Source organism: Rhodococcus sp. W8901, from assembly GCF_013348805.1.
Classification (GTDB): Bacteria; Actinomycetota; Actinomycetes; order Mycobacteriales; family Mycobacteriaceae; genus Prescottella.
In genome coordinates, this window is the sequence record NZ_CP054690.1 from 397,966 (window position 1) to 422,170 (window position 24,205).

Sequence of the window (24,205 nt, forward strand, 5' to 3'; positions counted from 1 at the left end):
GGCTGTGGTGCTGCGTATCGGATACGCAGCACCACAGCCGATGTCATCGATCTCAGCCGCCGAGGGGTCTCATGGTGGTCATCAGTTCGGTGCCGCGAGCGCGATCCGACCCGGGGCCGGTGGCGCTACGGGGGAGTGGCTCTCCAGGTAGGCGGTGAGCGCATCGAGATCGGTTCCGGCGGAGGCGGGTTCGGTGGCGTCGCGCAGGACGGTGAAGCCGTCGCCGCCGTCGGCGAGGAACTTGTTGACCGCCACCCGGTAGAGGCCGTCCGGATCGACGGGACCGCCGTCGACGCGGATGTCGGCGATGCGCGAACCGAGCGGCGATCTGCGGTCGATCCGGTAGGTCAGTGTGGCCGACGGTGCCAGGATCAGCTCCAGCACGGACCCGTCGTCGCGAGGCTGGAACTGTTGCTCGAGAACCTCTTTCAGCTGCGCTCCGGTGAGGGTTCGGACCTGGAGCGAGTTCGCGAACGGCTGGACCTGGTAGGCGTCACCGAAGGTGACGGTGTCGTCGTCGCCGGCGAGCAGGTCGGCCCGGACGCCTCCGGGATTGGTGAGGGCGATCTGTGCCCCACGCCCGCGCGCCGCCTCGAGTTGGGCGTCGGCGATCAGGTCGCCCAACGGGCTCTCGCCGCCCGTGCCGGGTTCGCGGGTGATGTCCGCGGTGACGGCGCCGACCGGCCGCTGGGCCACCTCGCCGGACTGCGTACTCGCCCGGTCGACGAGTTCGGCGACCCGCGGGTCGGGCGTGATGTCGTGCGTGACGATCTGGTTGAAGGCCTGCGTCTGTTCGCGATCCACCTCACCGGTCGCGCGGTCGAGACTCATGTCGACCACCGACACGATCCGTCCGTGCGAGGCCGCCTGCATCATCGGCCGCGGGTTGCCCGCCGGGTCGTCGACCGTGCAGTTGTACTGGGTGTGGCTGTCGGCGGTGAAGATCGCGTCCACCTTCGGGGTCGCCCGGGTCGCGATGTCGCGGGCCGGACTGTCGCTGACGTCGCACGCGTTGGGGCCGCCGGTGGCCTGCTCGTCGCCGCGGTGCAGGAGGACGACGATCGCGCGCACCCCGAGGAAGTCGAGGGAGTCCGCCGTGCGGTCGATGGCGTCGATCTCGTCGCCGAACTGGAGACCCGCGACGCCGTCGACGCTGACCTTCGACGGTGCGTCGAACGGCATCACGCCGATGACGCCGACGGGCACGCCGTCGACGTAGTTCACCGAGTAGGGGAGCGTGGCGGGGGTGCCGTCGGAGAAGGTCATGTTCGCGGCGAGCAGCGGAAACTGCGCGCCGGTGAAGTCCGCTTCGAACTGGCAGCCGTCCACCGGGTGGCAGCCGCCGTCCTGCAGGCGGCGCAGCTCCCCGAATCCCTCGTCGAGCTCGTGGGTTCCGATCGATGCCGCGTCGACGCCCATCTCGTTCAACAGGTTCACGGTCGGTTCGTCGTGAAACAACGCCGACTCGATCGGTGACGACCCCCAGCTGTCGCCGACCGAGTAGAGCAGCGAGTGGGAGGCCTGCGCGCGCAACTGGTCGACGTACGCGGCGAGGTAGGCGGCGCCACCGGCGTCGGTCGCGGGACCGTCGGGCCGTGAGATCTGGGCGCGCGCCCCCTTGGGCGGCTGCAGGCTGCCGTGCAGGTCGTTGATCGCGAGCAGACGCACCGGAACGGTGTCGACGTCCGGCGGGCGGGCGTCGACGGCATGCGTGCCGACGGTCAGCGACGCCCCGAGCGCCGCGGCGAGAACCGACACACGACCCCGCGTCCGGCGTCCGGACAAACCGCTCCCTGGTCGACACACCGCCCAGAGTCTGCCAACGATTCGGCGGCGGTGAAACTGCCGACCGATAACGGTTGGATTACGTCGTGGGGGAGCCCGCCGTGAGGCCGGCGAGTTCCAGTGCCGCACCGGATGTCGCGAACGCGAGGAACGCATCGTTCTCGTGCGGGTCGCCGATCGTGATCCGCACGCCGTCCACACCGTAGGGGCGGATGAGCACGCCGGCCTCGGCGCTGGCCTCGCCGTATGCGGCGGAGCGGTCCAGCAGCGGCAGCCACACGAAGTTGGCCTCCGTCACCGGGACGTCGTAGCCCGCGGCGAGGAGCGCGTCGCGCATCCGCTCGCGCTCGGCGACCACGGCGTGGGTGCGGTGCAGCAGCTCGTCCTGCGCGTCGAGGCACGCGATCGCCGCGGCCTGTGCCACCGCGTTGACGCTGAACGTGATGTGCACCTTGGCCAGTGCGGTGACGATCGCCGGATCGGCGACCGCGTAGCCGACGCGGATGCCTGCCAGCCCGTACGCCTTGGAGAACGTGCGCAGCACCACGACGTTGCGGCGGGTGCGGGCCAGCTCGACGCCATCGACGCCGGAGCGGTTGTACTCGAAGTAGGCCTCGTCCAGTGCGACGACGATGTTCGCCGGGACGGCGTCGAGGAACCGCTCGAGCTCCTCGCGGCCCAGCGCGGAGCCGGTGGGGTTGTTGGGGTTGCACACGAAGATCAGGCGGGTGCGGTCGGTGATCGCGGCCAGCATCGCGTCCAGGTCGTGGCCGTGCTCGGCGGTGAGGGGCACCGGGACCGGCGTCGCGCCGGCGACCTTCGTGACGACCGGGTAGGCCTCGAACGAGCGCCACGCGTAGACGACCTCGTCACCCACGCTGCACGTGGCCTGCACCAACTCCTGGCACAGCGCGACGGAGCCGCATCCGGTAGCGATGTTCTCGGTGGGAACACCGAGCGACTCGGACAGCGCGCGGATCAGCGCCGCGGAGGTGTTGTCCGGGTACCGGTTGGCGGTGGCGGCGGTGTCGGCGATGGCCTGCGCGACGCCGGGCAGCGGGCCCTGCGTCGTCTCGTTGCTCGCCAGCTTGATCGCCCCGGGATAACTACGGCCCGGCACGTAGGTGGGGATGGAATCAAGATCGGCGCGGGTCGTCACGGGGGTCACGATGCGATTATGCGCCCTGCGATCACGTGCACTGTCGACGTGGTCGTGCCAAGGTTGAATCATGCCGGGAATCTTCCGGGACAGCGCCCCCCTGCGCGCCGACGACGACGCCGTCGTGGAGGCGCCGCGGGTACCGCTCACCGCCGTCCAGCCCGATCGCCATGCGCGTGGCGGCATCGTGGTGCTCCACGAGTCCCGCCAGTTCACCCCCGCGCTGATCGACCTGATGCGCGCCCTCGCCGCGGAGGGCTGGCTGGTGGTGGCCCCGCACCTGTTCCATCGCGAAGCCGCGCACAGCGACACCGAGGTGTTCGGCCAGAACCTCTTCGACGACTTCGATGCCACCTTCGACTGGCTCGTCGACCGTGGCATCTACACCGACTGCGTCGGGGTGCTCGGATTCGACGACGCCGGCACCGCCGCGATGATCGTCGCCACCAATCGGCCGGTCGCGGCCGCCGTGAGCGTCTCCGCCCACGGCATCGTCGAACCCCTCAACGCCGACACCCCCACCCTCGTCGAGGCCGGGCCGTCGCTCAAGGCGCCGTGGCTGGGCCTGTACGGCGAGGACGATCCGATGACCCCGCGCGACCACGTCGAGCGGCTACGAGACGCGGTCGCGCGGGCCGACGTCGCCACCAACATCGTCAGCTACAGCGGTCTCGCGCACCGGGCCGACGAGCCGCCGGTCACCGAGGCGGCCGCCGGCGACGAGGACCCGCTCGTCGTGGCGATGCTCGACGCCCAGCGCCGGATCTTCGACTGGTTCGACGGGAACCTGCGGTGATTGCATGTGCTTGGGCCGCTGACCAGCGGTTTTGCGTTTGCCGGGGATCTCTGTGTAATGTTTCGCCCGGCGGTTCGAAAGGGCCGGCCCCCAAGGAGGCGTGCCAGAGCGGCCGAATGGGACTCACTGCTAATGAGTTGTCCCCCTTAAAGGGGACCGGAGGTTCAAATCCTCTCGCCTCCGCCACACTGGTGCTTCGTTGGGCCAGTAACAAATGAACACTGTTTGGACATGCGCCCGTAGCTCAACGGATAGAGCACTTGACTACGGATCAAGAGGTTAGGGGTTCGAATCCCTTCGGGCGCACATCAGAAATCCCCCACCAGCACCGCTGGTGGGGGATTTCTCGTTTTGCGTCAGCCGGTCACGACGGCACGTTCTCGGGGCGTTCGGGTATACCCACTTGGAACTGTGGGGTGCGATTCACGTCAGCTGCGCGGCAAGCTCAGCCGCCGTAGGCGCACTGCTCAGTCCATCCGGTCGTTCCGTCGGTGAACTGCGTGGTGCCGCGTTGATACATCGACTGATCCATGCAGTAGTCCACCGTCTTGCCCGTCAAGGGCCCGGGTGCCCCATTCGGTGCACCCGTGAATCCGATCGGCGCCTGCGGCTCCCCGGCGGCGGGGGCCTCGTAGGTCGGCGTCACCTGCCGGGCAGTCGCCACGGCCGGTGCCTGCGTCACCCCGGGTGTTTCGACCGCTGGCGCGGAAACGGAGGTAGCTGGTGCCGGAGCAGCGGACTGAGTCGCGACGACCTCGTCATGGTTCGGCATCCGTGACGGCGGCGCCGACTCAGCCGCACCGGGCACGGTCCACGTTGCAGCAGGGAAGGCGCCCTCTCGTAAGTACGAGATCTTCGAGACCTGGATGTCCGGCTTGCCGGTCCATGTCACCATCCCCGCGCGCTGCTGGCCGGCGGGGATGTCCGGTCTGGATGTCATCCGACTCGCCGCCGATTGACAGCGTGAGGCTCGCCCCGTCTGCGGAGATGGCCTCAAACGCATTCGACGCGAGTGGAGTCGCGCCGCTGACGGACCGGACCGCGACTAGCGCCCGGTATTGCCGTTCCGGCTTGATCTCGCCGTAGTAGTCCATCTCGCGCGTGACGAGATCCGCGACGGTGACCTCGGCTTCCCAGCCGTCGCCCTTCACAGTTTGCGTGGCGCCGAGCTCCGCAGTCGGGGTCGAGTCCGATGGTCCAGGATCCGAGCTGGAGCACCCTCCGATCACCAGCGCGGCAGCAGATATAGCGATTGCGGTGATTGTCCGTTTCATGCCCGGGATGAATCAGACCAGTCGGACTGATTTTTGGCGATGGCATCCATCGTGGTCAATGACACCTCGATTGGCTGTCAGCGCCCTCCTCGAGTACGACACGGAACGAATCGGAAGTCGCACTTCCCGTGGGCGGCCCGCTCCAGACGTTGGAGCGGGCCGCTGATACTTCGTTCCCCTGCTACTGCAAGGGCTTCGGTCTACGAGCCGAACGGCAGACTGGCCGAGCCGAAGGAGAGCCCGGCCGAGCCGACGGACGAGCCCGTCGAGGTTCGCCAGGGGCCCCGGATCGCGACGGTGATGCCGGGGGTCTGGATGTTGGCGTAGAGCGTCTGGCCGTCGTGGCTGAATGCCGGACCGCAGAACTCGCTCTCGTTCAGTTCGTTCCGGGCGACCGAGAACGGCTCGCCGTTCTCGGTGACCCCGATCAGATGGCTGATGCCGTCGCCGTCCTCGGCGAGGATCAGGCCGCCGTGCGGCGACACAGTGATGTTGTCGGGCCCGTCGTAGTTGCCGGTGTCGACGGAGGGGTCCGGGTTCACACCGAACAGGGTCTTCAGCTCGATCGTCTGGGTGGCCGGATCGTAGAACCACACCTGCCCGTCGTGCTCGGCGACGCTGCCGTCGCTGGTGCGGGCGAAGCTGGCGACGACGTAGACGCCGCCGTCGCCCCACCACTGCCCCTCGAGCTTGCGGCTACGGGTGACCTGGTCGTTGGTGAACTGCTTGCGCACCGAGGTGGTCTTCGCGTCACGGTCGGGGACGTCGATCCACTGCACGGTGTAGCGGACGCCCGGTGCGGTCGCCTGCGAGAGATCGGGCACGTGGGTGCCGTCGAGGAAGCACTTCATCGCCTGCAGGGTGCCGGCGGTGTCCCCGCCCGGCGACTGCGCGAGCGCGTGGAACGCACCCGGGCCACCGACGAAGCCCTGCGGCGGGGTCCACCGGTAGAACAGGCCGTTGGGGCCGCCTGCGTCCTCGGTGAGATAGACGGCGGTCGACGACGGGTCGACGGCGACCGCCTCGTGCGCGTACCGGCCGAGGAACTTCAGCGGAATCGGGCTCTTGCCGATGTTCGCGGCCTGGCTGGTGGGATCGACCTCGAAGACGTAGCCGTGGGCGAGGGTGAAACCGTTCGAGCCGGCGCGCGCCTCGGTCTCCTCGCACGTGAGCCAGGTGCCCCACGGGGTGATGCCGCCCGCACAGTTGTTCACCGTGCCCGCGACGCCGACGTACTGGCCCTGGCGTGCACCGCTGCGGTCGATCGCGGTGGTGGTGGTGCCACCGCGGGCACCCGGGTCGTAGGTGAGCCCGTCGACGGCCGGGACACCGTACGGTTCGTTGCTGCCGACCTCATGGTTGGTGACGATCGTGGTGCCGGTGCCGTTCGCGAATACACCGTTCGCATCGGGATCACTCGGGAACGGGACGCCACCGTCGAGCAGCGTCTCGCCCGAGCGGGAGACGATCGTGTACGAGAACCCCTCGGGCAGGGCGAGAATCCCGTTGGGGTCGGGGACGAGCGGGCCGTAGCCGATCACGCCGCCGGGCGCGGCGCCCGCGAGAGCGGGCCGGAACAGGGTGCCGACACTGCCCGCGAGCGTTACCCCGATTCCGGCCAGGGCGGTGCGTTCGAGGAACGTGCGGCGATTGAGCGGTGAGGTGGTCACTGTGCGGGTACCTCCCATTGGATAGTCAACGACGCGAGGACGGTAGGTCGGCAACCACAACGACGGAATGCCGCCGGATGGCCTGCCGATGAACCGGGCCGGAACTTCCTCGCGCTGGTACCGCCGCGCCGACGGTGACGGGCTCCTGCGCAGAGCCGCAGATCGAGGTCGGAGGCTCTAATCCCTTCGGACGCATATCGGAAATCCCCCACCGGCACCGCTGGTGGGGACGGCAGCTGTCGATCCCGCGGCCTCGACGCCTAGCCTCGGACCCGAGGCCCGGGACGACCGGCCGCACTGCGAAGGAGACCTTGTGACGACACCGATGCTCATCGCCCTCGGCCCGAAGCCCGACGACCTGCTGTCGGACGCCGTCGTCCGCGGTGGCGCTGAACTCGCGGACCTGGCGGACGCGCAGGCGCTCGTGTGGGACGGCGAGGACGCCACGAGTTTCCCGGCCGAGCTGCCCGAGTCGATTCGGTGGGTGCAACTCAACTCGGCCGGCGTGGAGCACTGGTTCGACGCCGGCGTCATCCAGCGGCACCCGGAGGTCGTGTGGACGTCGGCGGCCGGTGCCTTCTCGGCGACCGTCGCCGAGCACGCGTTCATGCTGCTGCTGGCGGGTGTCCGCGCGCTGCCCGAGCACCTGGCCGCGACCACGTGGCGGCAGCGCGAGTTCTTCGGCAAGGTCGGGACGCTGCGCGGGGCGCGGGTCGCGATCGTCGGGGCGGGTGGAATCGGGCGGGCGATGATCCCGATGCTCGCCGCGGTCGGCGCGACGGTGATCGCGGTCAACCGCTCCGGCCGCCCGGTGCCCGGCGCCGCCGAGACGATCCCCGCCGACCGCGTCGACGAGGTCTTCGGGCGGGTCGACCACGTCGTGGTCGCGGCCCCGGCAACCAACGAGACCCGGCACCTGGTCGGGGCCCGGCAGCTCGCCGAACTTGGCCCGCGGTCGTGGGTGATCAACGTCGCTCGGGGGTCGCTCGTCGACACCGATGCGCTGGTGACCGCGCTGCGGGACAACATGATCGGTGGCGCGGGACTGGACGTCACCGACCCGGAACCGCTGCCCGACGGCCACCCGTTGTGGACGCTGCCGAACGCGATCATCACCCCGCACGACTCGAATCCGCCCTCGGTGCGCCACTCCGCGTTCGCCGAGCACGTCGCGGAGAACGTGCAGCGCTTCGTCGCGGGCGAGGAGTTGGTGGCGCGGATCGATGCGTCGGTGGGCTACTGATCCGGGGTGACCCGTAACCGGTCGTGGTCGTCGCGGTGCTGCTGTTCTGGCTGTGCCAGCGGGCGAACTGTGTTCCCCGTGATGAAGTGGAGTTGCCACGCGTGCCAAGTCGGCCCGTGCGACCAGGTTCTCGTCACGTTTGCCCTCGTCACGGGTCCGGGAGAGTGGAACGGAGCGCGCACGTACTCAGCTGAGGTGAAGGACGCGCGAGGCTTCGCGCGTGGCGTCGAGGACGAGCGGGGCGAAGTGCTCGAGCTTGCCCGAACGCGCGTCGCCGCACAGTGAGATCGCGGCCACCGGGCGGTCGCGGAGGTGGACCGCGGCGCCCACGCAGGCGACGCCGCGAACCGCCTCGCCGCGCTCGTAGGCCAGCCCCCGGCGATGGCGGATCCGCCCCAACTCCAGATGCAGCGCGGAGATGTCGGTGATCGTGCGGTCGGTGCAGCGGCTCAGCCGGTTCTCGTAGAGTCCGTCGACCCGCTCCGGGTCGAGCCACGCGAGCATCGATTTTCCACCGGCGGTCGAGTAGGCGGGGCCGCGGCCACCGACGCGGGTCGGCAGCGTCGCGGCGAGGCGCCCGCCGACCTTGTCGAGGTAGACGCTCTGGCTGCGGTCCAGCACCGCCAGGTGGACCACGAGTCCGGTCTGCAGGTGCAGTTCGTGCAGTAGTGGCGCCGCCGCGGCGCGGATCTCGGTCTGGCTGTCGTCGTCGGCGGACAGGGCCATCGCGCGGCCCCCCAGGCAGTAGCCCGACGTCAGGTGCTCGAGCCAGTCCAACTGGACGAGTTTGTCGAGGATCCGGTGCACCGTCGAGCGGGGAAGTCGCGTGCGCCGGGTGACCTCCTCGAGGGTCAGCCGCGACGTGCGGCTGTCGAACGACTCGAGGATCAGGGTCGTGCGCTCGATCATCGAGACCGGGGGTTCGCCGCGTAGTTCGCGGGAAGCCAGGGGGCTCCGCGACCCGCCGACCGTCATCGACACCTCCACGTCTCGCCTTGTCTGGTCAGCCGATTGTTCGGACTGGCCGGATACATCATTGCCGAGAGGTGATGTGGCCGACGAGTCTGCCGCCCGGTTACGGCTATCCGTCGGCGAGCTCCCGCAGGATTCCGGCCAGTTCCTCGATGGCGGCGGAGGATTCCGCTGCGGGTCGTCGGAACAGCCCCACCGGCTCGGCGGTGCCCGGAGTCGGCTGCGGCAGCCGCACGAGAGTGCCGTCGTCGAGGTCGGTCTGCGGCACCCGCTCGGGGGTGAACCACACCGCATTGCCGCGGCGGGCGAGGGTGCGGGCCACGGTGACGTCGAGGGTTTCGACGCAGCCGGCCGGCAGGTGCAGGCCGTGCCGCTGCAGCAGCACCTCGGTGTGGTGACGCGGGACGGTGCCCGCCGTCGCGACCGCCAGGGGGTACTCGAGCACCGCGGGCATCGATGCCGGACCCGTGGACGCGGTGAGCGGGTGGTCGGGGCGGACGATCAACGCCAGCGATTCGGTGTAGAGCAGTTCGAAGGCGACATCCTGCAGCGCAACGGGTTCGGTCATGCGTCCGAGCGCGAGGTCGAGTTCCCCGGCGCGCACCGCGGCGAGCAGGACCGCGTTGGACCCGGTGGTGACCTGGACTCCCACGCCGGGATACCGCTCGTGCAGGCGGGAGATCGCGGCCGGCAGTAGCACGCTGGCGACCGTCGGCAGGGCGCCGACCCGGATCGGTGCGCTGGGGGTGCCCGCGCCGGCGAGGGCCGACGCCGCCGACTCCATCGCGTCGGTCACCTCCACCGCGTGCCGCAGGAACTGCTCGCCCGCGGGGGTGAGCCGGGCGCCGTGCCGACCCCGGTCGACCAGGCGCGTCCCGGCGAGTGCCTCGAGCTCGTTGAGGGTCTTGGTCACCGCCGGCTGGGTCAGGTGCAGCCGCTCGGCGGCCCGGCCGAGGTTGCGCTCCTGTGCCACCGCGACGAAGCACGTGAGGTGCCGCAGCCGGATCCGGTGCAGCAGTCGGGACGCGACGGGGGATTCGGGAGGCGGAACGAACCCGGCAGGCATAGCCGTAGGTTATGGAAATGAGCAGAAATGGTCAATTTACATGAGGTGAGCTCAAAAATAGTGTGGTCGGGAACCCGCTCGACAGGAGTATCACCATGACCATCGGCGAATTCGTCGAACGCGACGCGACGGTGCATCCGCCCGCGCTGACCCCGGGCTACAAGACCAGCGTGCTGCGCTCGCCGCGCAACGCGCTCATCTCGCCGCGGAACACGTTGTCCGAGATCACCGGGCCGGTGTTCGGCGCGCGCGAACTGGGGGAGAAGGACAACGACCTGATCCTCAACTTCGCGAAGGACGGGCTGCCGATCGGTGAGCGCCTGGTGGTCCACGGGTACGTGCGCGACGAGTTCGGCAATCCCGTCTCCGGCGCGCTGGTCGAGGTGTGGCAGGCCAACGCGGGCGGCCGCTACCGGCACAAGAAGGACCAGTATCTCGCGCCGATCGATCCGAACTTCGGCGGCTGCGGCCGGATGATCACCGACAGCAACGGCTACTACGTCTTCCGCACCATCAAGCCGGGACCGTACCCGTGGGCCAACAGCACCAACGCGTGGCGGCCCGCGCACATCCACATGTCGCTCAGCGCCAACGGCTGGGCCCAGCGGCTGATCACCCAGCTGTACTTCGAGGGCGACCCGCTGATCGAGCGCTGCCCCATCGCCAAGACGATCCCCACCGTCGAGCAGGTCCGCAGCCTGATCGCGCAGGAGGATCCGGCGAACCACATCCCGTTCGACGCCCGCACCTACCGCTTCGACGTCACCCTGCGCGGCCGGCGCGCCACCTTCTTCGAGAACACCCTCCCGGGAGCCCCGCGATGACCTTCGCCCTGCCCTCCGTCCCGCTGACCCCGCGCCCGATGGTCACCCGGTTCCCGGAGACGCCGTCGCAGACCGGCGGCCCGTACGTACACATCGGACTCGCGCCGCAGCAGGCCGGCTTCGAGATCTTCGGGAACAACTTCGGCAACGACCTGGTTGCGGACGACACCGTGGGCGAGCGGATCACGATCGAGGGCCGCGTGTTCGACGGCAGCGGCACCCTGGTGCGCGACGCGCTGCTCGAGATCTGGCAGGCCAACGCGTCGGGCAAGTACGCGCACCGCCTCGACCCGCAGGACAAGCAGCTCGACCCGACGTTCCGGGGCTGGGGGCGCACCGGCGCCGACTTCGACTCCGGCGTCTTCGAATTCCGCACGATCAAGCCCGGTCCGGTCGAGGCCGACGGCGGTCGCGTGCAGGCCCCGCACATCTGCGTCGTGGTGTTCGCCCGCGGTATCAACGTCGGACTGCACACCCGGATCTACTTCGACGACGAGGCCGCCGCGAACGCCGCCGACCCCGTTCTGGGCGGCATCGAGTGGGAGACCCGCCGCGAGACACTGATCGCGAAGCGTTCCGAGCGGGACGGAAAGGTGTTCTGCACCTTCGACATCCGGCTGCAGGACACCCCCGACGGCGGCGCGGAGACGGTCTTCTTCGATATCTGATCAGGGGACGGTGACCGGCAGCACGGTGCCCTGCGCGACGGCGCACAGGCGGGTGCTGCCGTCGTCGGCCACCATCTCCAGCTCGCACCGGCACACCGCGCGGCGTCGTCCGGAGTGGATCACCCGCGCGGTGGCGCGCAGTGTCCTTCCCTGGGCGGGGCGCACGTACTCGATGGTCATGCCGCCGGTGAGGACGCCGGGCCCCAGCGCCGTGCCGGCGGCGTAGGTGAGGGTGTTGTCGGCGGCGTAGGCGAGCACCCCGCCGTGCAGGAAACCGTTCTGCTGCAGCAGGTCCGGTCGGGCGTCGACCTCGAGAACGGCGCCGTCCGCGTCGAACGAGACCAGTCGGGCGCCGAGCAGGACGCTGAACGGCTGTGATGCGAGATGGGTGCGGGCGTCCTCGACGCTGAGCCGTGCCCCGCTACTCGACATGGAACCTCCTCGGCGATGTTCGACTGTCCGTCATCGACTATCGCACGTCAGCGACGGCGGTGCCGGTGACCAGTAGTCGAGCATCTCGGCGAACGTCTCGCACGCCGCGCCGGAGACGCCGTACGGCGCCTCGAGGTGCACGCCCAGCGGGAACCCCAGATCGTGGACCCCGTCGATCACGCGTCGGTAGAGATCCAGCAGCGCGTGTCGGCGCTGTTCCAGTGAACCGGCCGCAGTGTGGGCGACGAATTCCTGTTCCTGCCGGACCAGTTCGTTGCCCGTGTCGTGGATGAGCCAATCGATCAGCCGCACCTGCCGCTCCATGCCGGGCACGTATCCGAACGACAGCAGGATCTCCGGGCGGTGTGCGCTGCGCGCGGCGAACGTCTGCAGGAAGTCCACGATCCGGTCGGAGTACAGCAACTGGGTCAGCGCGAAGGTCGCGCCGCACTCGCATTTCTCGTCGAACCGGCCGACTTCGCCTCGGCGCGTGGGGATCATCACCACGCCGCGGTGGGGGATCAGGTCACGGAAGCGCATGAGCGCGTCCTGGGGCGTGATCCCCGGCGCGGCGGCGACCGGCATGCCGTGCGGCTTGCCGACGAAGGTGATGCCGTCCATGCCGGCGTCGCGCAACCGCCGCACGCGGTCGGTGAGTTGGCGTTCGTCCTGGAACACCGTGACCTGCGTGCACAGGCCCGCGACCGGGCCGAGCGCCGGACGGACCGCCGCCCAGAAGTCCAGCACGTCCATCCGCGGCGTCAGCGCGACGGGCCGATCCGCGTCCTCGGCGACGATGCCGGGCAGCATCACGTGGCTCACACGGCCGGTGAGCCCGTGGCGCCGACAGTGTTCGGCGGCCGCGCCGGTCTCCTGCCCGGCCCGGTCCGTGCCGCCGTCGAGTTCCGGTGGCACCAGTTCCAGTGCCACCGTGTTCATTGCGCGCGTACGGCCGTGGCCAGCCAGGCCGGGGCGAGGAGACGGTCCTGGGCGTCGTAGCCGAGTCTGTCGGCGACGGCGGCCAGCGGCGCGTCGGCCTGCCCGGCCATGTCGCCGCGGGTCATCGCGGTGGTGTACGTGGTGCGTTCGAGCCGTCTTATCGCCCATCCCGCACCCGCGAGCGTGTCGCGGAGGTTGCCTTCGCTGATCCGGAAGGGGCCGGGGAACTCGTCCGGAACCAGGTCCGAGAAACACAGGAGATGCAGTCGCGCGCCCGGTCGGCAGGCGCGGTGCAGCGCCGCGACGTAGCGGTGGCGCGTGTCCTCGTCGAAGCAGTGGTACAGCGCGCTGTCGATCGCGGTGGTGAATCGGTCGGTGTAGCCGGTCAGGGTGAGGGCATCGGCGACGTCGAAGTGGACGGCCTTCTCGAGCCCGCGCAGTCGGGCGCGTTCGCGGGCGATGTCGATCGCGGCGGGCGCGGCGTCGAGCCCGCAGACCCGGTATCCGCGGTCTGCGAGGAATATCGTGTTTTCGCCCGGCCCGCAACCGATGTCGAGAACCTCGCTCGCGATCTGACCGTCGGCCTCGAGGTTGCGGATCACCGGCTGGGCCTCGCCGATGTCCCACGGCACCTTGTCGAGCTGGAACCCGGGGTGTTGTGCGGTCTCGGTGGGCTGCGGGTTCTGGTTGAGGGCGTCGAAGTCGCCGCGATACAGCGCATCGAAGTCGGCGGGACCCGGTGGGGTGGGTGGTTGGGGCGCATTCGCGTTCACTTGCTGTTCCTTCCCGACGAGGCGGATGTCGAATCCTGGGTGGAGGCCGGGGCGCGGGCTCGCACGGTGAGCATGTTGCACCGCTGCCGGGTGTAGATCCGTTCACAGCCGAGCTGCTCGAGCAGGATGGCCGGGCCATCCGGGGCGAACATGCGTGCGCCGCCGAAACGTTCGGCCAGGTCCGTCAGCGGGCGGGCGACCACCGCGGCGGGTCCGTCGGGTCGGCACGGGACCATCACCAGCAGCCATCCGCCCGGTTTCACGATCCGGATCATCTCGGTCAGGGCGTCGACCGGTTCGGGCACGAGCATGATCACCAATGTGGCGCAGGCCGCGTCGGCGCAGTCGTCGCGCAACGGGAGGTGTGTCGCGTTTCCGCGGAGAAGTCCGATGTTCGGACGGGGCCGCTGACCCGCTCGCGCCAACATCGGCGCCGACAGGTCCACCCCGACCGCCAGCCCGTGCGGGCCGACCGCGTCGGCCAAGGTGGTGGTGACGTTGCCGGGCCCACAACCGACGTCGACGACCGTCTGCCCCGGTCGCAACCGGAGTTGGGCGGCGACGGTCGAGAATCCGGGGGCCATCACGGCGGCGGTCACCCGTTGCATTCGTTGGTACATCGCCGCGCCGAGCGACGTCTGCCACGCGGCCTGCGCGCGCCCCGGTGGGGGAACGGTCTCACCGGGCAGCGTGTCGAAATACCCGTCCGCCGTCGGCACCCACGTCACACCCGGCCGCAGCAGCTTTTCCAGCCGCTGCGGGGTCGCGAGGGTCGAGATCTGTTCCGGCTCCGTCGATCGATCCACGTGGATCATCTCCCTGGATTGCACCTGCCGAGGCCCGCCGCTGCCTCGGTCACACGGGCGACAGGTCCACTCCCGATGGTACCGAGAACCCGGTGACTGTCGGGGTGGCCGACGGCGACGCCCCCGCCGACAGGTGTCGGCGGGGGCGTCGAATTCGAATGGGTGAGGCGCTACTTCTTCGCCGCGGGCGCGGGCAGCTCGAGTCCCCGCTCGGTGAGGACGGTGCGCAGGCGGTCGGGGTAGTCGGTGATGATGCCGTCGACGTCGAGGTCCATCAGGGCATGCATGGTCTCGGGGTCGTCGACGGTCCACGGGATGACCTTGATGTCACGTGCGTGGGCCGAGTCGACCATCTCCTTCGTCACGTACAGCGTGAAGTTCGGGTCGGACACCTTGCCGTTCTGCGGGGTGCCCTGCACCGGCGAGTACGCCGACGCGCCGAACGTGGAGATCGCCGCGATGGCGTCGCCGCCGAAGTCGTCGATGTCGAGCCCGCCCAGCCACGGCGAGGCGCCGTCCTTGCCGATCTGCAGGAAGTCGCCGTTGGTGAGCGCGACGAGCGGGACGGACGGCGCGAGCTGACGGGTGAGCATGAGCGATCCCCAGTCGAAGCTCTGGATCGTGACGCGGTCGAGCATCCCGGCGTCGCGGATGGTGTTCAGCACGGTGCCGACGAACAGCTCACGGGGCGCGGTCTCCGACGGCGCGCCGGCCTCCACCTTGGTCTCGATGTTCATCTTGACGTCGGGGGCGTTGTACGACTTCACCAGATCGAGCACCTCGGTGAGGGTCTGCATCTTCGCGCCCGGGACCGTCTGCTGACCGGGGTGGTCGGCGAGCCGCAGCGAGCCGCAGTCCATGGTCTTGATCTGCTCGAGCGTCAGGTCCTTGATGTACTTGCCGACGTAGGGGAACTCCGGATCGCCCGGGGTTGCCGGGGCGGTGTCCTGACACTTCTTGTTCGAGATCTTGCGGTCGTGGGTGACGACGGCGATGCCGTCCTCGGTGACCTGCGTGTCCAGTTCCAGTGTGCTGACACCCATTTCGAGCGCGTTGGAGAAGGCGGCGAGGCTGCTCTCGGTGTACAGGCCGAGGCCGCCGCGGTGCGCCTGGACATCGAAGGTGGGCTCGGCCGGGGCGCTGCTGCCCGCCGATCCGAACCAGTCGAGGCTGCCGGTGGCGGACGCGGTGGCCGGGGCGAGGGCCGCGAGTGGCAGCGCGGCGAAGGAGGTGACCGCAAGTGCGGAGATGGCCCGACGAAGATTCATGCCGCGAAAGCTATGCGGAGGCCGTGGCCGCCCGATGGTCGTCAGGTGAACGACGAGTATTGATTCGGTCTATTTCCGGAATCGGAGGCATGATGTCCGCCATGTTCAGTGACACCGAAAATGGCGATCTCGCAATAGAAGCCGGTGACATTCGCGTCGGGATCTCGCCACGGCGCGGCGGCGCGATCACCCGCCTCGTCATCGACGGGGCTGAACTACTCGCGCAGGGCGACGGGTACGGGTGCTTCCCCATGGCGCCGTGGTGCGGGCGAATCGACAACGGCCAGTTGTCCGTCGGCTCGGTGACGCATCACTTCCCGCTCAATGCGGGCCCCCACGCCATCCACGGCACGGTACGGGACGGCGAATGGGACGTCGTCGACGCATCCGCCACACACGTGACGTTGCGGCAAGCGCTGGCCCCGCCGTGGCCGTTCGCGGGTCGGGTGACCCAGAGATTCCGCCTGACCGAGGACTTCCTCGACCTCTCCATGGAGGTGACCGCGGAATCGGATCCCTTTCCCGCACAGGTCGGGTGGCACCCGTGGTTCACACGCCACCTGCGCCGCGACACCGAGCCTGTTCGGATCGATTTCGCGCCCGACTGGCAAGAACTACGCGGCCCCGACTACCTTCCGTAGGGGCGCGCGGATCGCCCCCAGGCCGGGACCGTGGGACGACTGCTTCGGGATGGTCGACGGCGTGCACGTGGTACTGACGTGGCCGAGTCTGCTCCGGTTGGAACTCGGTAGCCCCGAGCAGTGGGTAGTGGTCTACGACATGGAAGATGACGCCGTCTGCGTCGAGCCGCAATCGGGACCACCCAACGGGGTCAACACGATGCCGCAACTCGTGACGCCGGAATCTCCCCTCGTTGCCGACTGCCGATGGACGTGGACGCGGCTCTGAGCCGCCGTGGAGTGCGGACAGGTGTGCCCCTATGCGTCCGGTCGGGTGTTGACCGCGATCAGGTCACGCATCCGTTGGAGCAGTGAGTCGCGCACCTCGGGTGGGGAGAGCACTTCGATGGTGGCCCCCAGGCCCAGGAGGTAGGTGACGAGCATATCGGTGTCGTTGCCGCCGATGACGACGATCGTGGAATCGGAGCCTCGAGCGGTATGCGTTCCGATCGTCGGTGGGACCACTGCCCGAGCACGCTCCATCGGTAGGGGGAGACGAATGGTCGCGTAGATCGGGTACACGACGCTGGAGATTCCTTCTGCCACAAATATTTCCGGATCCGGTGCGTCCAACGGCTCGGCCCGGCTGCCCGTGGTGCGGGTTTCGAGCACGCGATCCGCCCGGAAGCTGCGCCATGCCCCCTTCGACACGTCCTTGGCCACCAGGTACCAACGGCGGTTCCGTCGAACGAGGCGATATGCGTCCACCTCTCGAACGGAGTCCAACCCGCCGTGATTTCGGTAGGCCAGCACGAGCCGCTCGAATCGGCGGCATGCCGTCGCCAATCGCAGCAGGATGTCCGGATCGATCTGTGGCTCGCCGGCCTGTGCCGAATGCACGATCACGGTATCCATCGCACGCAGCCGGTCGGCCACACTCGCAGGCAGTACCCGGTGCAGTTTGAACAGCGCGGACAGCACGGCCTGATCACCGCCCAGCACGCCGGTGCCGGCCGCTTCGCGCAGCGCGACCGCCACCGCGAGCGCCTCGTCGTCATCGAGCACGAAGGGCGGAATCTGGCGACCGGATCCCAGCCGGTACCCGCCCCATGGTCCCGGATCCGATTCCACGACGTAGCCGAGTTCCCGCAACCGCGCGACGTCACGACGGATGGTCCGCGCATCGACATTCATCCGATTCGCCAACTCGGCGGAAGTCCATTGCACACGAGTGGACAGCAGGGCCAGCAGGTCGAGCAGCCGGGCAGAGGTACCGATCACAACACCATCTTCCCGAACAACCAGGACAGTAACTGTCCTTATCGGCTTCTATGGTGGCGCTCATGACGCACAACGTGACATCACCACCGCAAATCCGCTTCCTGTCAGTCGATTTCGACTGTCCGGACCCCGCAGAACTGTCTGCCTTCTACAGCTCGATGCTCGGGCTTCCGGTCCTGTACTCGAGTGACGACTTCGTCCTGCTGGGCCGTGGCGGCGAGCCCGGTCTCGGCTTCATTCGTGTCGCCGACTACCGCAGGCCCACGTGGCCGGACCCGGCAGAAGGAAAACAGGCACACATCGAACTAGGCGTCGACGATCTCGATGCGGCACAGGCGTACGTGCTGTCACTGGGGGCGGAGCTTCCCACGTTCCAGCCCGACATCGCCCACTGGAGGGTTCTGCTGGACCCGGCCGGGCACCCCTTCTGCCTCTCGCGCAACGGCTGAGCGGTCTAGGGGTCGGCCGCCGTCGTCGGATCGTCAGCCCGACATCCCCGTCCGCCATGTCGGGTACTTCGGTTCCCAGCCCAGGCCGCGTGCTTTCGCGTTCGACGCGCCCCGACCGTGGCCGGGCCCCAGGCCCGTCGGCTCCTGCGCTCCCACCCAGCGGCAGAACGTCGGCACCCAGGTGTCCGGTCCTGCGGGCTCGTCGTCGACGATGTTGACGATCCCGGTGGGCCAGTCGAGGGCCGCGACGGTGGGGGCGACGGTGTCGGCGATGTGCAGGAAGCTCTCGATGCCGTTGCCGGCGAAGACGCCGTCGCGTGCGGCGCGGCCGAAGTCGCCGTCGGGGGAGTACCACGTGCCGGGGCCGTACAGCTTGCCGTAGCGCAGGACCACGTGGTTCGGGATCTCGGCGGACTCGTGCTCCATGGCGACCACGCCCTCGACGGTCCGGGCGTTCGGCCCGGTGGCCTCCATGAGCGGGGCGGTCTCGTCGGCGAGACCTTCCCCGTCGGCGTACAGCCACGCGATGGACTGCGTGATCAGTCGCTCGACGCCGTACCGGCGCATCGCGTCGACGAGGGTGCGAGTGCCGACGATGCGTAGTTCCGCGTTGGCCTCGAGGTCGGCGCCGGACAGGTCGGTGAGCTGATGGATCACCGCGTCCGGGCGGGCCTCGGCGATCGCGTGTTCGACGGAGGCCGCGTCGAAGGCGTCCAACCGGACGACGGTGGCGCCCGCGTCGCGCAGTTCGGGACGCGAGTCCGGCTTGCGCGAGGTGCCAACCACCTCGTGGCCCTGCGCGATCAGTTCCCGGGTGAGTGGCAGTCCGACGACGCCCCCGGCACCGGCGATGAGGATCCTCATGGACACGAGCCTAGGAAACTCGCGCCGTCGCCGCCGGTTTCGCGGCCGATTCGAGACCCGCGGTCACGCGCCGGCCAGAGCCGCCTGCACCCGGTCCGCCGCTTCCGCCGGATCCTCGTGCTCCCAGATCCGCACCACGGTCCACCCCGCCGCGGCGAGTCGGGCGTCGGTGTCGCGGTCGCGAACGACGTTGGCCGCCAATTTGTCCGCCCACCACTGCGCGTTGTTCTTGGGCGCGGTGGCGTGCTGCGGGCAGCTGTGCCAGAAACAGCCGTCGACGTAGACCGCGACGCGGCGGCGCGGGAACACCAGATCGGCGCGCCGGCGCAACCCGGTCAGGGGAGCGCGGTCGACGAAGAACCGGGCCCCGCGGCGGTGCAGCTCGCGTCGCAGCGCGACCTCCGGGACGGTGTCGCGGCGGCGCTGCGCCCGCATCCGGGCGCTGGTCAGGGGATCGGTCGAGGGCATCGACACCATCCTCGCACCGGAATCAGGCGGCTGCTTCCGGGTAGCCACCCATCCGGTCGAGGTGGCTCTCGATGTCGTCGAGGAAGCCGGGCACGAAGCGCAGGCTGCCGGTGCGCGCCCGCTTGAGGAACCCGGCGGTGGCCCGGGCCGACAGCAGCTGCGAGTGCTCGAGGAACCCGCTGAGATCCTCGTACGGGTCCTGGACCGGCCAGTGCGACTCGTGGACCCGGAACGCCTGCCGGTTGCGGCCCCACGCGGCGCTGGGCCACGCGTCGCCCGGCTTCAACGGTGTCTCGTGGTCGGGGCTGTAGGGGATGCGTTCGGTGAGGCGGCCGCCCGCCCACGCGGCCATCCGGACGCTCACGGCGTTGCCGACCAGCCGCCAGCGGTGCCCGTTGCGAACCCCCTTGGCCTCGACGGCCGGTGCGGTCCAGTCCGGGTCGAAGCCCTGCAGGCGTTCGGCGTCGATCAGGCCGGGGGTGACGATCTCGCCGGACGGCAACCGCACCGCGGGCGGTGACGCGATCCCGACGGTGGAGCCGCCCTTGAGGGTGGGCACCGCGTTGACCGCCCAGCCGAGACCGCGGATGCCCTCGGTCCAGTAGAAGCCGCACGGATGCAGCGACGGATCGCCCTCGTCGGGGGCGCCGGCGTCCTGGCCGAACAGCACCTCGCGGGGATCGTCGGTGCGCGACGCGAGCATCAGCACGCGCTGGCGACGCTGCGGCAGGCCGAACGCGCGGGCGTCGACCACCCGGTACGCCCACGTGTAGCCGAGATCCTCGAGCGCGTCGGTGATGTGCCGCATCGCCGCGCCGCGGCTCAGCTGCAGCATGAACGGGACGTTCTCGATGAGCAGCCAGCGCGGGCCCTTCTTGCGCTTGACCAGGCGGAACACCTCGTCGACCAGCCCGGAACGGGATCCGGTGATGCCGGCGGTGCGGCCGGCCTGGGAGAGGTCCTGACACGGGAACCCGGCCGCGACCAGCTCGGTACGCTGCGGCAGCGAGCGCAGCCGGGTGACGTCACCGTGTAGTTCGACGCCTGCGAATCGGGTGCGCAGCACCTGCTGGGCGCCGGCGTCGATCTCGCACAGCAGTTCGGTTTCCCAGCCGTGGCTGCGGAGGCCCAACTCCACCCCGCCGATGCCGGCGAACAGCCCCACCATGTTCCCGGTCGACGTCACGGCACCCTTCCTCACGCACAAATACTGGGTGAACGTTACTCGAGAACTCCGACGACTTCGCGCACAGCGCCCGCCCGCCCGGGTCGGCGTCCCCTCGGGGTGGGTGGAAACAAGTTATCTGACTAAAGTCAGGTAAATGAGCGACCTATCGAAGGACACCGCGGCGCTGCGTTCGTTCAACATGGGCATCACCGAGCAGTTGGGCGTGCTGCACGATCGCTACCTGGATCTGCCGCGCCCGTACTCGCAGGCCAGGATCCTGTGGGAGGTCGGCCACGACACTGTCCGCGTGCGCGATCTGCGGGCGCGATTCGACCTCGATTCCGGCTACGCGAGTCGTCTGCTCGGGGCCCTCGCCGACGCCGGGGTCCTGCGGATCGAGCCCGATCCGGACGACGGGCGCGGGCGTGTGGTCACGCTCACCACGGCCGGTCGCGCCGAGTGCGACGCGCTGGAGAAGGCGTCGCAGGATCGGGCGGAGCGGATCCTGGGCGCACTGCCGGACCGTCAACGCGGCGAACTGCTCGCCGCGATGGGCACGGTCACGCGCCTGCTCGATGCCGCCGCCGTCGGCATCGCCGTGGCCGATCCGGACTCGGAGGCGGTCCGCTTGTGTTTCGGCCGCTACTTCGCGGAAGTCGACGAGCGCCTCGACGTCGGCTTCGATCCGTCGGCGAGCACGCCCGCCGACGGCGACGACCTGCGGCCGCCCAACGGGACCGTCCTGATCGCGGATCTGCGCGGCACCGCGGTCGGCTGCGGCGCCGTCAAGCTTCACGACGGGGTCGCGGAGATCAAACGCATGTGGGTGTCCCCGGACGCGCGCGGTCTCGGGATCGCCCGTCGTCTGCTCGACGCTCTCGAGGCCTACGCCGCCGACCACGGCGCACGGCTGGTCCGGCTCGACACCAACGCCGCGCTCAATGAGGCCGTCGCGCTGTACGAGCGGTCGGGCTATCGGCGCATCCCGGCGTACAACGACAACGCCTACGCCACCCACTGGTTCGAGAAGGACCTCATGTCCAGGTTCGAGAAGGGCCTCATGTCCAGGTTCGAGAAGGACCTCGCGTCCGCGGCGGACTGATCGCCCACCGCGGACGCGCGGGCCGCGGTCACGACTCCGACGCCGCGGTGGCCCCCGACTTCTCCGACTTGTCCGGCTCGGTCGGCAGCGAGCCCTCGCCCTTGCCGGGATGCACGACGCCGAGTTCGAGGCCGCCGTTCGCCGACACCCGGACGGTGTCGTCGGGTTCCAGCTCGCCCGACAGCAGCAGTCCGGCGAGCCGGTTGTCGAGCTCCTTCTGGATGGTGCGGCGCAGCGGCCGCGCCCCGAACTCCGGCTGGTAGCCCTTCTCGGCGAGCCAGTCGACGGCGTCCTCGGTGATGTCGAGCTCCACCTTCTGGGCGTGCAGCTGGCGGCGGGTGCTGTCGAGGATCAGCTCGATGATCTGCCGCAGCTCGGTCTGGTCGAGCCGGTGGAACACGATGGTCTCGTCGATCCGGTTGAGGAACTCGGGCCGGAAGTGCGAGCGCAGCCGCTCCATCAGCGTCGGCACCAGATCGTCGATGTCCTCGCTCTTGGCGCCGAGGATCAGGTCGGAGCCGATGTTGCTGGTGAGAATGACGATGGTGTTCTTGAAGTCGACGGTGCGGCCCTGCGCGTCGGTGACGCGGCCGTCGTCGAGCAGCTGCAGCAGCACGTTGAACACGTCCGGGTGCGCCTTCTCGACCTCGTCGAACAGCACCACCGAGTACGGCTGCCGCCGCACCTTGTCGGTGAGCTGCCCGGCCTCCTCGTAGCCGACGTAACCGGGTGGGGCGCCGACGAGTCGGGAGACGGTGTGCTTCTCCTGGAACTCGCTCATGTCGAACCGGATCATCCGGTCCTCGTCGCCGAACACCGCCTCCGCCAACGCCTTCGCCGTCTCGGTCTTGCCGACGCCGGTGGGGCCGAGGAACATGAACGACCCGATCGGGCGGTTCGGATCCGACAGCCCGGCGCGGGAGCGGCGCACCGCCTCGGCCACCGCGGTGACCGCCTCGGCCTGCCCGATCACCCGCTCGTGCAGGACATCCTCGAGCTTCATCAGCCGCTCGCGTTCCTCGGCCGTGAGGTCCGCGACCGGAATGCCGGTCTGCCGCGAGACGACGTGCGCGATGTCGAGGACCGTGACGTCCGGCGTGCTCTCCTCCGCCGTCTCGCCCAGCCGCTCCTCGGCCTCGGTGATCTGTGCCTTGAGCGCGTTGGCCCGCTCGTAGTCCTCCTGGCCGACCGCGGAATCCTTCTCCCGCTTGAGCCGCGACAGCTCCTCTTCCGCGGCGCGGGTGTCGAAATCGGGTGTGCGGGTGCGCAGCCGGACGCGGGCACCCGCCTGGTCCACGAGGTCGATCGCCTTGTCCGGCATGAACCGGTCGGTGATGTACCGGTCGGAGAGCTCGGCCGCCGCGACGAGGGCCTCGTCGGTGTAGTGCACCTGGTGGTGCGCCTCGTAGCTGTCGACCAGGCCGCGCAGGATCTCGATGGTGTCGTCCACGGACGGTTCCGCGACCAGCACCGGCTGGAAGCGGCGCTCGAGCGCGGCGTCCTTCTCGATGTGCTTGCGGTACTCGTCGATCGTGGTCGCACCGATCGCGTGGAGCTCGCCGCGCGCCAACGCCGGCTTGAGGAGGTTGCCGGCATCCATCGCGCCCTCGCCGCCGGCCCCGGCGCCGACGATCGTGTGCAGCTCGTCGATGAACAGGACCAGCTCGTCCGAGTGCGCCTTGACCTCGTCGAGGATCTTCGTCAGCCGCTCCTCGAACTCGCCGCGGTACTTCGTGCCCGCGACCAGCGAGCCGACGTCGAGCGCGACGACGCGCCGGTCCGTGAGCGTCGACGGCACGTCGCCGTTGACGATCCGCTGCGCCAGTCCCTCGACGATCGCGGTCTTGCCGACGCCCGGATCACCGATCAGCACCGGATTGTTCTTGCGCCGCCGGGACAGGATCTCGATGGTCTGCTCGACCTCGTTGGCGCGGCCCACCACCGGGTCGATGTTGCCGGCCCGGGCCTCGGCGGTGAGGTCGCGGCCGTACTCGTCGAGCGTCGGTGTCGAACTCGGCGGCGCCGACGCCTTCTCGCCCTCGATGGTGGCGCCCAGCAGCGCCTTGCCGGCGGGGCTCTCCGAGTTCGCGGCGATGCCGATCAGGATGTGCTCGGGGCCGATGTAGCTGCTGCCGGCCTCGCTGGCCTGCTGCTGCGCGGTCCGCAGTGCGAGCTTCGCGGCCGGACTGAGGCTCGGCGCGCCGGGTGTCGTCTTGGGGGTGCCGTGCTTGTCCAGATGGGCCGCCATCTTGGAGGCCAACTCGTCCGGATCCAGGTTGATGCTGCTGAGCACGCCGCGGGTCGGATCATTCTGCGCCGCCGCGTACAGCAGGTGTTCGGGGGTGATCTCGGTGTTGCCCCATTCGCTCGCCGCATCCCGCGCGACGGCGATCAGTCGCCGAGCGTCGTCATTGAGCAGCCGACCCAGATCGACGCGTTGGACCGGGGGCTGAGACGACAACCCCGATCCGAAGAACCTCGCGAAAATGTCGTCGAAGGGGCTGTCCATGCGTCCCCAGCCTTCGGTCATGTCCTATCCTCCAAATCTCTGACTACAGCTATCTGGTTCGGACTCGTC

Annotated in this window: 24 protein-coding genes and 2 tRNA genes; 10 read left to right on the plus strand and 16 right to left on the minus strand. The window is 69.4% G+C overall.

Features of this window, described 5'->3' with window-relative positions:
* Window positions 1-81: 81 nt before the first annotated feature.
* Both HUN07_RS01765 and hisC read right to left on the minus strand, forming a co-directional pair.
* Window positions 82-1,785, minus strand: a complete 1,704-nt coding sequence (locus HUN07_RS01765) for a bifunctional metallophosphatase/5'-nucleotidase (RefSeq protein ID WP_174907574.1) — start codon at window positions 1,783-1,785, stop codon at window positions 82-84.
* Between the two features lie 79 nt (window positions 1,786-1,864).
* Window positions 1,865-2,953, minus strand: coding sequence for a histidinol-phosphate transaminase (hisC, locus tag HUN07_RS01770; RefSeq protein ID WP_174907576.1), 1,089 nt, complete (start codon window positions 2,951-2,953; stop codon window positions 1,865-1,867).
* Between the two features lie 61 nt (window positions 2,954-3,014).
* Here hisC and HUN07_RS01775 point away from each other — a divergent pair, with 61 nt between their 5' ends.
* From HUN07_RS01775 to HUN07_RS01785, 3 genes are all read left to right on the plus strand, one after another.
* Window positions 3,015-3,740, plus strand: a complete 726-nt coding sequence (locus HUN07_RS01775) for a dienelactone hydrolase family protein (protein ID WP_174907577.1) — start codon at window positions 3,015-3,017, stop codon at window positions 3,738-3,740.
* A 94-nt stretch (window positions 3,741-3,834) separates the two neighbouring features.
* Window positions 3,835-3,926: transfer RNA gene (locus HUN07_RS01780), tRNA-Ser, on the plus strand.
* A gap of 47 nt (window positions 3,927-3,973) precedes the next feature.
* Window positions 3,974-4,046, plus strand: a tRNA-Arg gene (locus tag HUN07_RS01785).
* A gap of 139 nt (window positions 4,047-4,185) precedes the next feature.
* Here the strand turns inward: HUN07_RS01785 and HUN07_RS01790 are convergent.
* Together HUN07_RS01790 and HUN07_RS01795 are read right to left on the minus strand one after the other, a co-directional pair.
* Entirely contained in the window at window positions 4,186-4,680 is a 495-nt protein-coding gene (locus HUN07_RS01790; protein ID WP_174907579.1) for a hypothetical protein, read from the minus strand.
* A gap of 534 nt (window positions 4,681-5,214) precedes the next feature.
* Window positions 5,215-6,684 (minus strand): alkaline phosphatase PhoX, encoded by a 1,470-nt coding sequence (locus HUN07_RS01795; protein ID WP_174907581.1) that lies wholly within the window; start codon window positions 6,682-6,684, stop codon window positions 5,215-5,217.
* A gap of 325 nt (window positions 6,685-7,009) precedes the next feature.
* On the opposite strand from HUN07_RS01795, the gene HUN07_RS01800 reads away from it, so the two are divergent.
* Window positions 7,010-7,927 carry a D-isomer specific 2-hydroxyacid dehydrogenase family protein gene (locus tag HUN07_RS01800; protein ID WP_174914338.1) on the plus strand — a complete coding sequence of 306 codons (918 nt, stop codon included), beginning with the start codon at window positions 7,010-7,012 and terminating at the stop codon, window positions 7,925-7,927.
* A 186-nt stretch (window positions 7,928-8,113) separates the two neighbouring features.
* Here HUN07_RS01800 and HUN07_RS01805 read toward each other — a convergent pair whose 3' ends face one another.
* Window positions 8,114-8,902: an IclR family transcriptional regulator gene (locus tag HUN07_RS01805; RefSeq protein WP_441346794.1), complete on the minus strand. Its 789-nt coding sequence runs from the start codon at window positions 8,900-8,902 to the stop codon at window positions 8,114-8,116.
* A gap of 106 nt (window positions 8,903-9,008) precedes the next feature.
* Window positions 9,009-9,965 (minus strand): LysR substrate-binding domain-containing protein, encoded by a 957-nt coding sequence (locus HUN07_RS01810; RefSeq protein WP_174907582.1) that lies wholly within the window; start codon window positions 9,963-9,965, stop codon window positions 9,009-9,011.
* A gap of 95 nt (window positions 9,966-10,060) precedes the next feature.
* Here HUN07_RS01810 and pcaH point away from each other — a divergent pair, with 95 nt between their 5' ends.
* Window positions 10,061-10,789 carry a protocatechuate 3,4-dioxygenase subunit beta gene (gene pcaH, locus HUN07_RS01815; protein ID WP_174907584.1) on the plus strand — a complete coding sequence of 243 codons (729 nt, stop codon included), beginning with the start codon at window positions 10,061-10,063 and terminating at the stop codon, window positions 10,787-10,789.
* On the plus strand, window positions 10,786-11,457 hold the full coding sequence (gene pcaG, locus HUN07_RS01820) for a protocatechuate 3,4-dioxygenase subunit alpha (protein ID WP_254622737.1): 672 nt from the start codon (window positions 10,786-10,788) through the stop codon (window positions 11,455-11,457). The genes pcaH and pcaG overlap by 4 nt, the downstream gene beginning before the upstream one ends.
* On the opposite strand, the gene HUN07_RS01825 is transcribed toward pcaG, so the two are convergent.
* The 5 genes from HUN07_RS01825 to HUN07_RS01845 all read right to left on the minus strand — a co-directional run bounded on the left by HUN07_RS01825 (window position 11,458) and on the right by HUN07_RS01845 (window position 15,675).
* Window positions 11,458-11,889: a PaaI family thioesterase gene (locus tag HUN07_RS01825; protein ID WP_174907586.1), complete on the minus strand. Its 432-nt coding sequence runs from the start codon at window positions 11,887-11,889 to the stop codon at window positions 11,458-11,460.
* Window positions 11,890-11,919: 30 nt separating this feature from the next.
* On the minus strand, window positions 11,920-12,828 hold the full coding sequence (locus HUN07_RS01830; protein ID WP_114723806.1) for a mycobacterial-type methylenetetrahydrofolate reductase: 909 nt from the start codon (window positions 12,826-12,828) through the stop codon (window positions 11,920-11,922).
* Window positions 12,825-13,601, minus strand: coding sequence for a class I SAM-dependent methyltransferase (locus tag HUN07_RS01835; protein WP_114723807.1), 777 nt, complete (start codon window positions 13,599-13,601; stop codon window positions 12,825-12,827). Before HUN07_RS01835 ends, HUN07_RS01830 begins: the two co-directional genes overlap by 4 nt.
* Window positions 13,598-14,407: a class I SAM-dependent methyltransferase gene (locus HUN07_RS01840; protein ID WP_174907588.1), complete on the minus strand. Its 810-nt coding sequence runs from the start codon at window positions 14,405-14,407 to the stop codon at window positions 13,598-13,600. The genes HUN07_RS01835 and HUN07_RS01840 overlap by 4 nt, the downstream gene beginning before the upstream one ends.
* A gap of 170 nt (window positions 14,408-14,577) precedes the next feature.
* Complete coding sequence (locus HUN07_RS01845; RefSeq protein ID WP_114723809.1) at window positions 14,578-15,675, minus strand: glycerophosphodiester phosphodiesterase family protein; 1,098 nt, start codon at window positions 15,673-15,675, stop codon at window positions 14,578-14,580.
* A 101-nt stretch (window positions 15,676-15,776) separates the two neighbouring features.
* Here HUN07_RS01845 and HUN07_RS01850 point away from each other — a divergent pair, with 101 nt between their 5' ends.
* Window positions 15,777-16,316, plus strand: coding sequence for an aldose epimerase family protein (locus HUN07_RS01850; RefSeq protein ID WP_254622738.1), 540 nt, complete (start codon window positions 15,777-15,779; stop codon window positions 16,314-16,316).
* A 61-nt stretch (window positions 16,317-16,377) separates the two neighbouring features.
* Window positions 16,378-16,584 (plus strand): hypothetical protein, encoded by a 207-nt coding sequence (locus HUN07_RS26740; RefSeq protein WP_254622739.1) that lies wholly within the window; start codon window positions 16,378-16,380, stop codon window positions 16,582-16,584.
* 29 nt (window positions 16,585-16,613) lie between these two features.
* Here the strand turns inward: HUN07_RS26740 and HUN07_RS01855 are convergent, their stop codons facing one another.
* On the minus strand, window positions 16,614-17,576 hold the full coding sequence (locus HUN07_RS01855; protein ID WP_174907590.1) for a helix-turn-helix transcriptional regulator: 963 nt from the start codon (window positions 17,574-17,576) through the stop codon (window positions 16,614-16,616).
* A gap of 62 nt (window positions 17,577-17,638) precedes the next feature.
* Between HUN07_RS01855 and HUN07_RS01860 the strand changes: the two genes are divergently transcribed.
* Complete coding sequence (locus HUN07_RS01860; RefSeq protein ID WP_174907592.1) at window positions 17,639-18,025, plus strand: VOC family protein; 387 nt, start codon at window positions 17,639-17,641, stop codon at window positions 18,023-18,025.
* 33 nt (window positions 18,026-18,058) lie between these two features.
* Here the strand turns inward: HUN07_RS01860 and HUN07_RS01865 are convergent, their stop codons facing one another.
* From HUN07_RS01865 to dcm, 3 genes are all read right to left on the minus strand, one after another.
* Window positions 18,059-18,889 carry an NAD-dependent epimerase/dehydratase family protein gene (locus HUN07_RS01865; RefSeq protein ID WP_114723811.1) on the minus strand — a complete coding sequence of 277 codons (831 nt, stop codon included), beginning with the start codon at window positions 18,887-18,889 and terminating at the stop codon, window positions 18,059-18,061.
* A 63-nt stretch (window positions 18,890-18,952) separates the two neighbouring features.
* Complete coding sequence (locus HUN07_RS01870; protein ID WP_114723873.1) at window positions 18,953-19,357, minus strand: very short patch repair endonuclease; 405 nt, start codon at window positions 19,355-19,357, stop codon at window positions 18,953-18,955.
* 22 nt (window positions 19,358-19,379) lie between these two features.
* On the minus strand, window positions 19,380-20,543 hold the full coding sequence (gene dcm, locus HUN07_RS01875; protein ID WP_114723874.1) for a DNA cytosine methyltransferase: 1,164 nt from the start codon (window positions 20,541-20,543) through the stop codon (window positions 19,380-19,382).
* Between the two features lie 136 nt (window positions 20,544-20,679).
* On the opposite strand from dcm, the gene HUN07_RS01880 reads away from it, so the two are divergent.
* Window positions 20,680-21,627 carry a helix-turn-helix domain-containing GNAT family N-acetyltransferase gene (locus HUN07_RS01880; RefSeq protein ID WP_174907593.1) on the plus strand — a complete coding sequence of 316 codons (948 nt, stop codon included), beginning with the start codon at window positions 20,680-20,682 and terminating at the stop codon, window positions 21,625-21,627.
* A 28-nt stretch (window positions 21,628-21,655) separates the two neighbouring features.
* Here the strand turns inward: HUN07_RS01880 and HUN07_RS01885 are convergent, their stop codons facing one another.
* Window positions 21,656-24,157 (minus strand): ATP-dependent Clp protease ATP-binding subunit, encoded by a 2,502-nt coding sequence (locus HUN07_RS01885; RefSeq protein WP_254622740.1) that lies wholly within the window; start codon window positions 24,155-24,157, stop codon window positions 21,656-21,658.
* Window positions 24,158-24,205 lie beyond the last annotated feature (48 nt).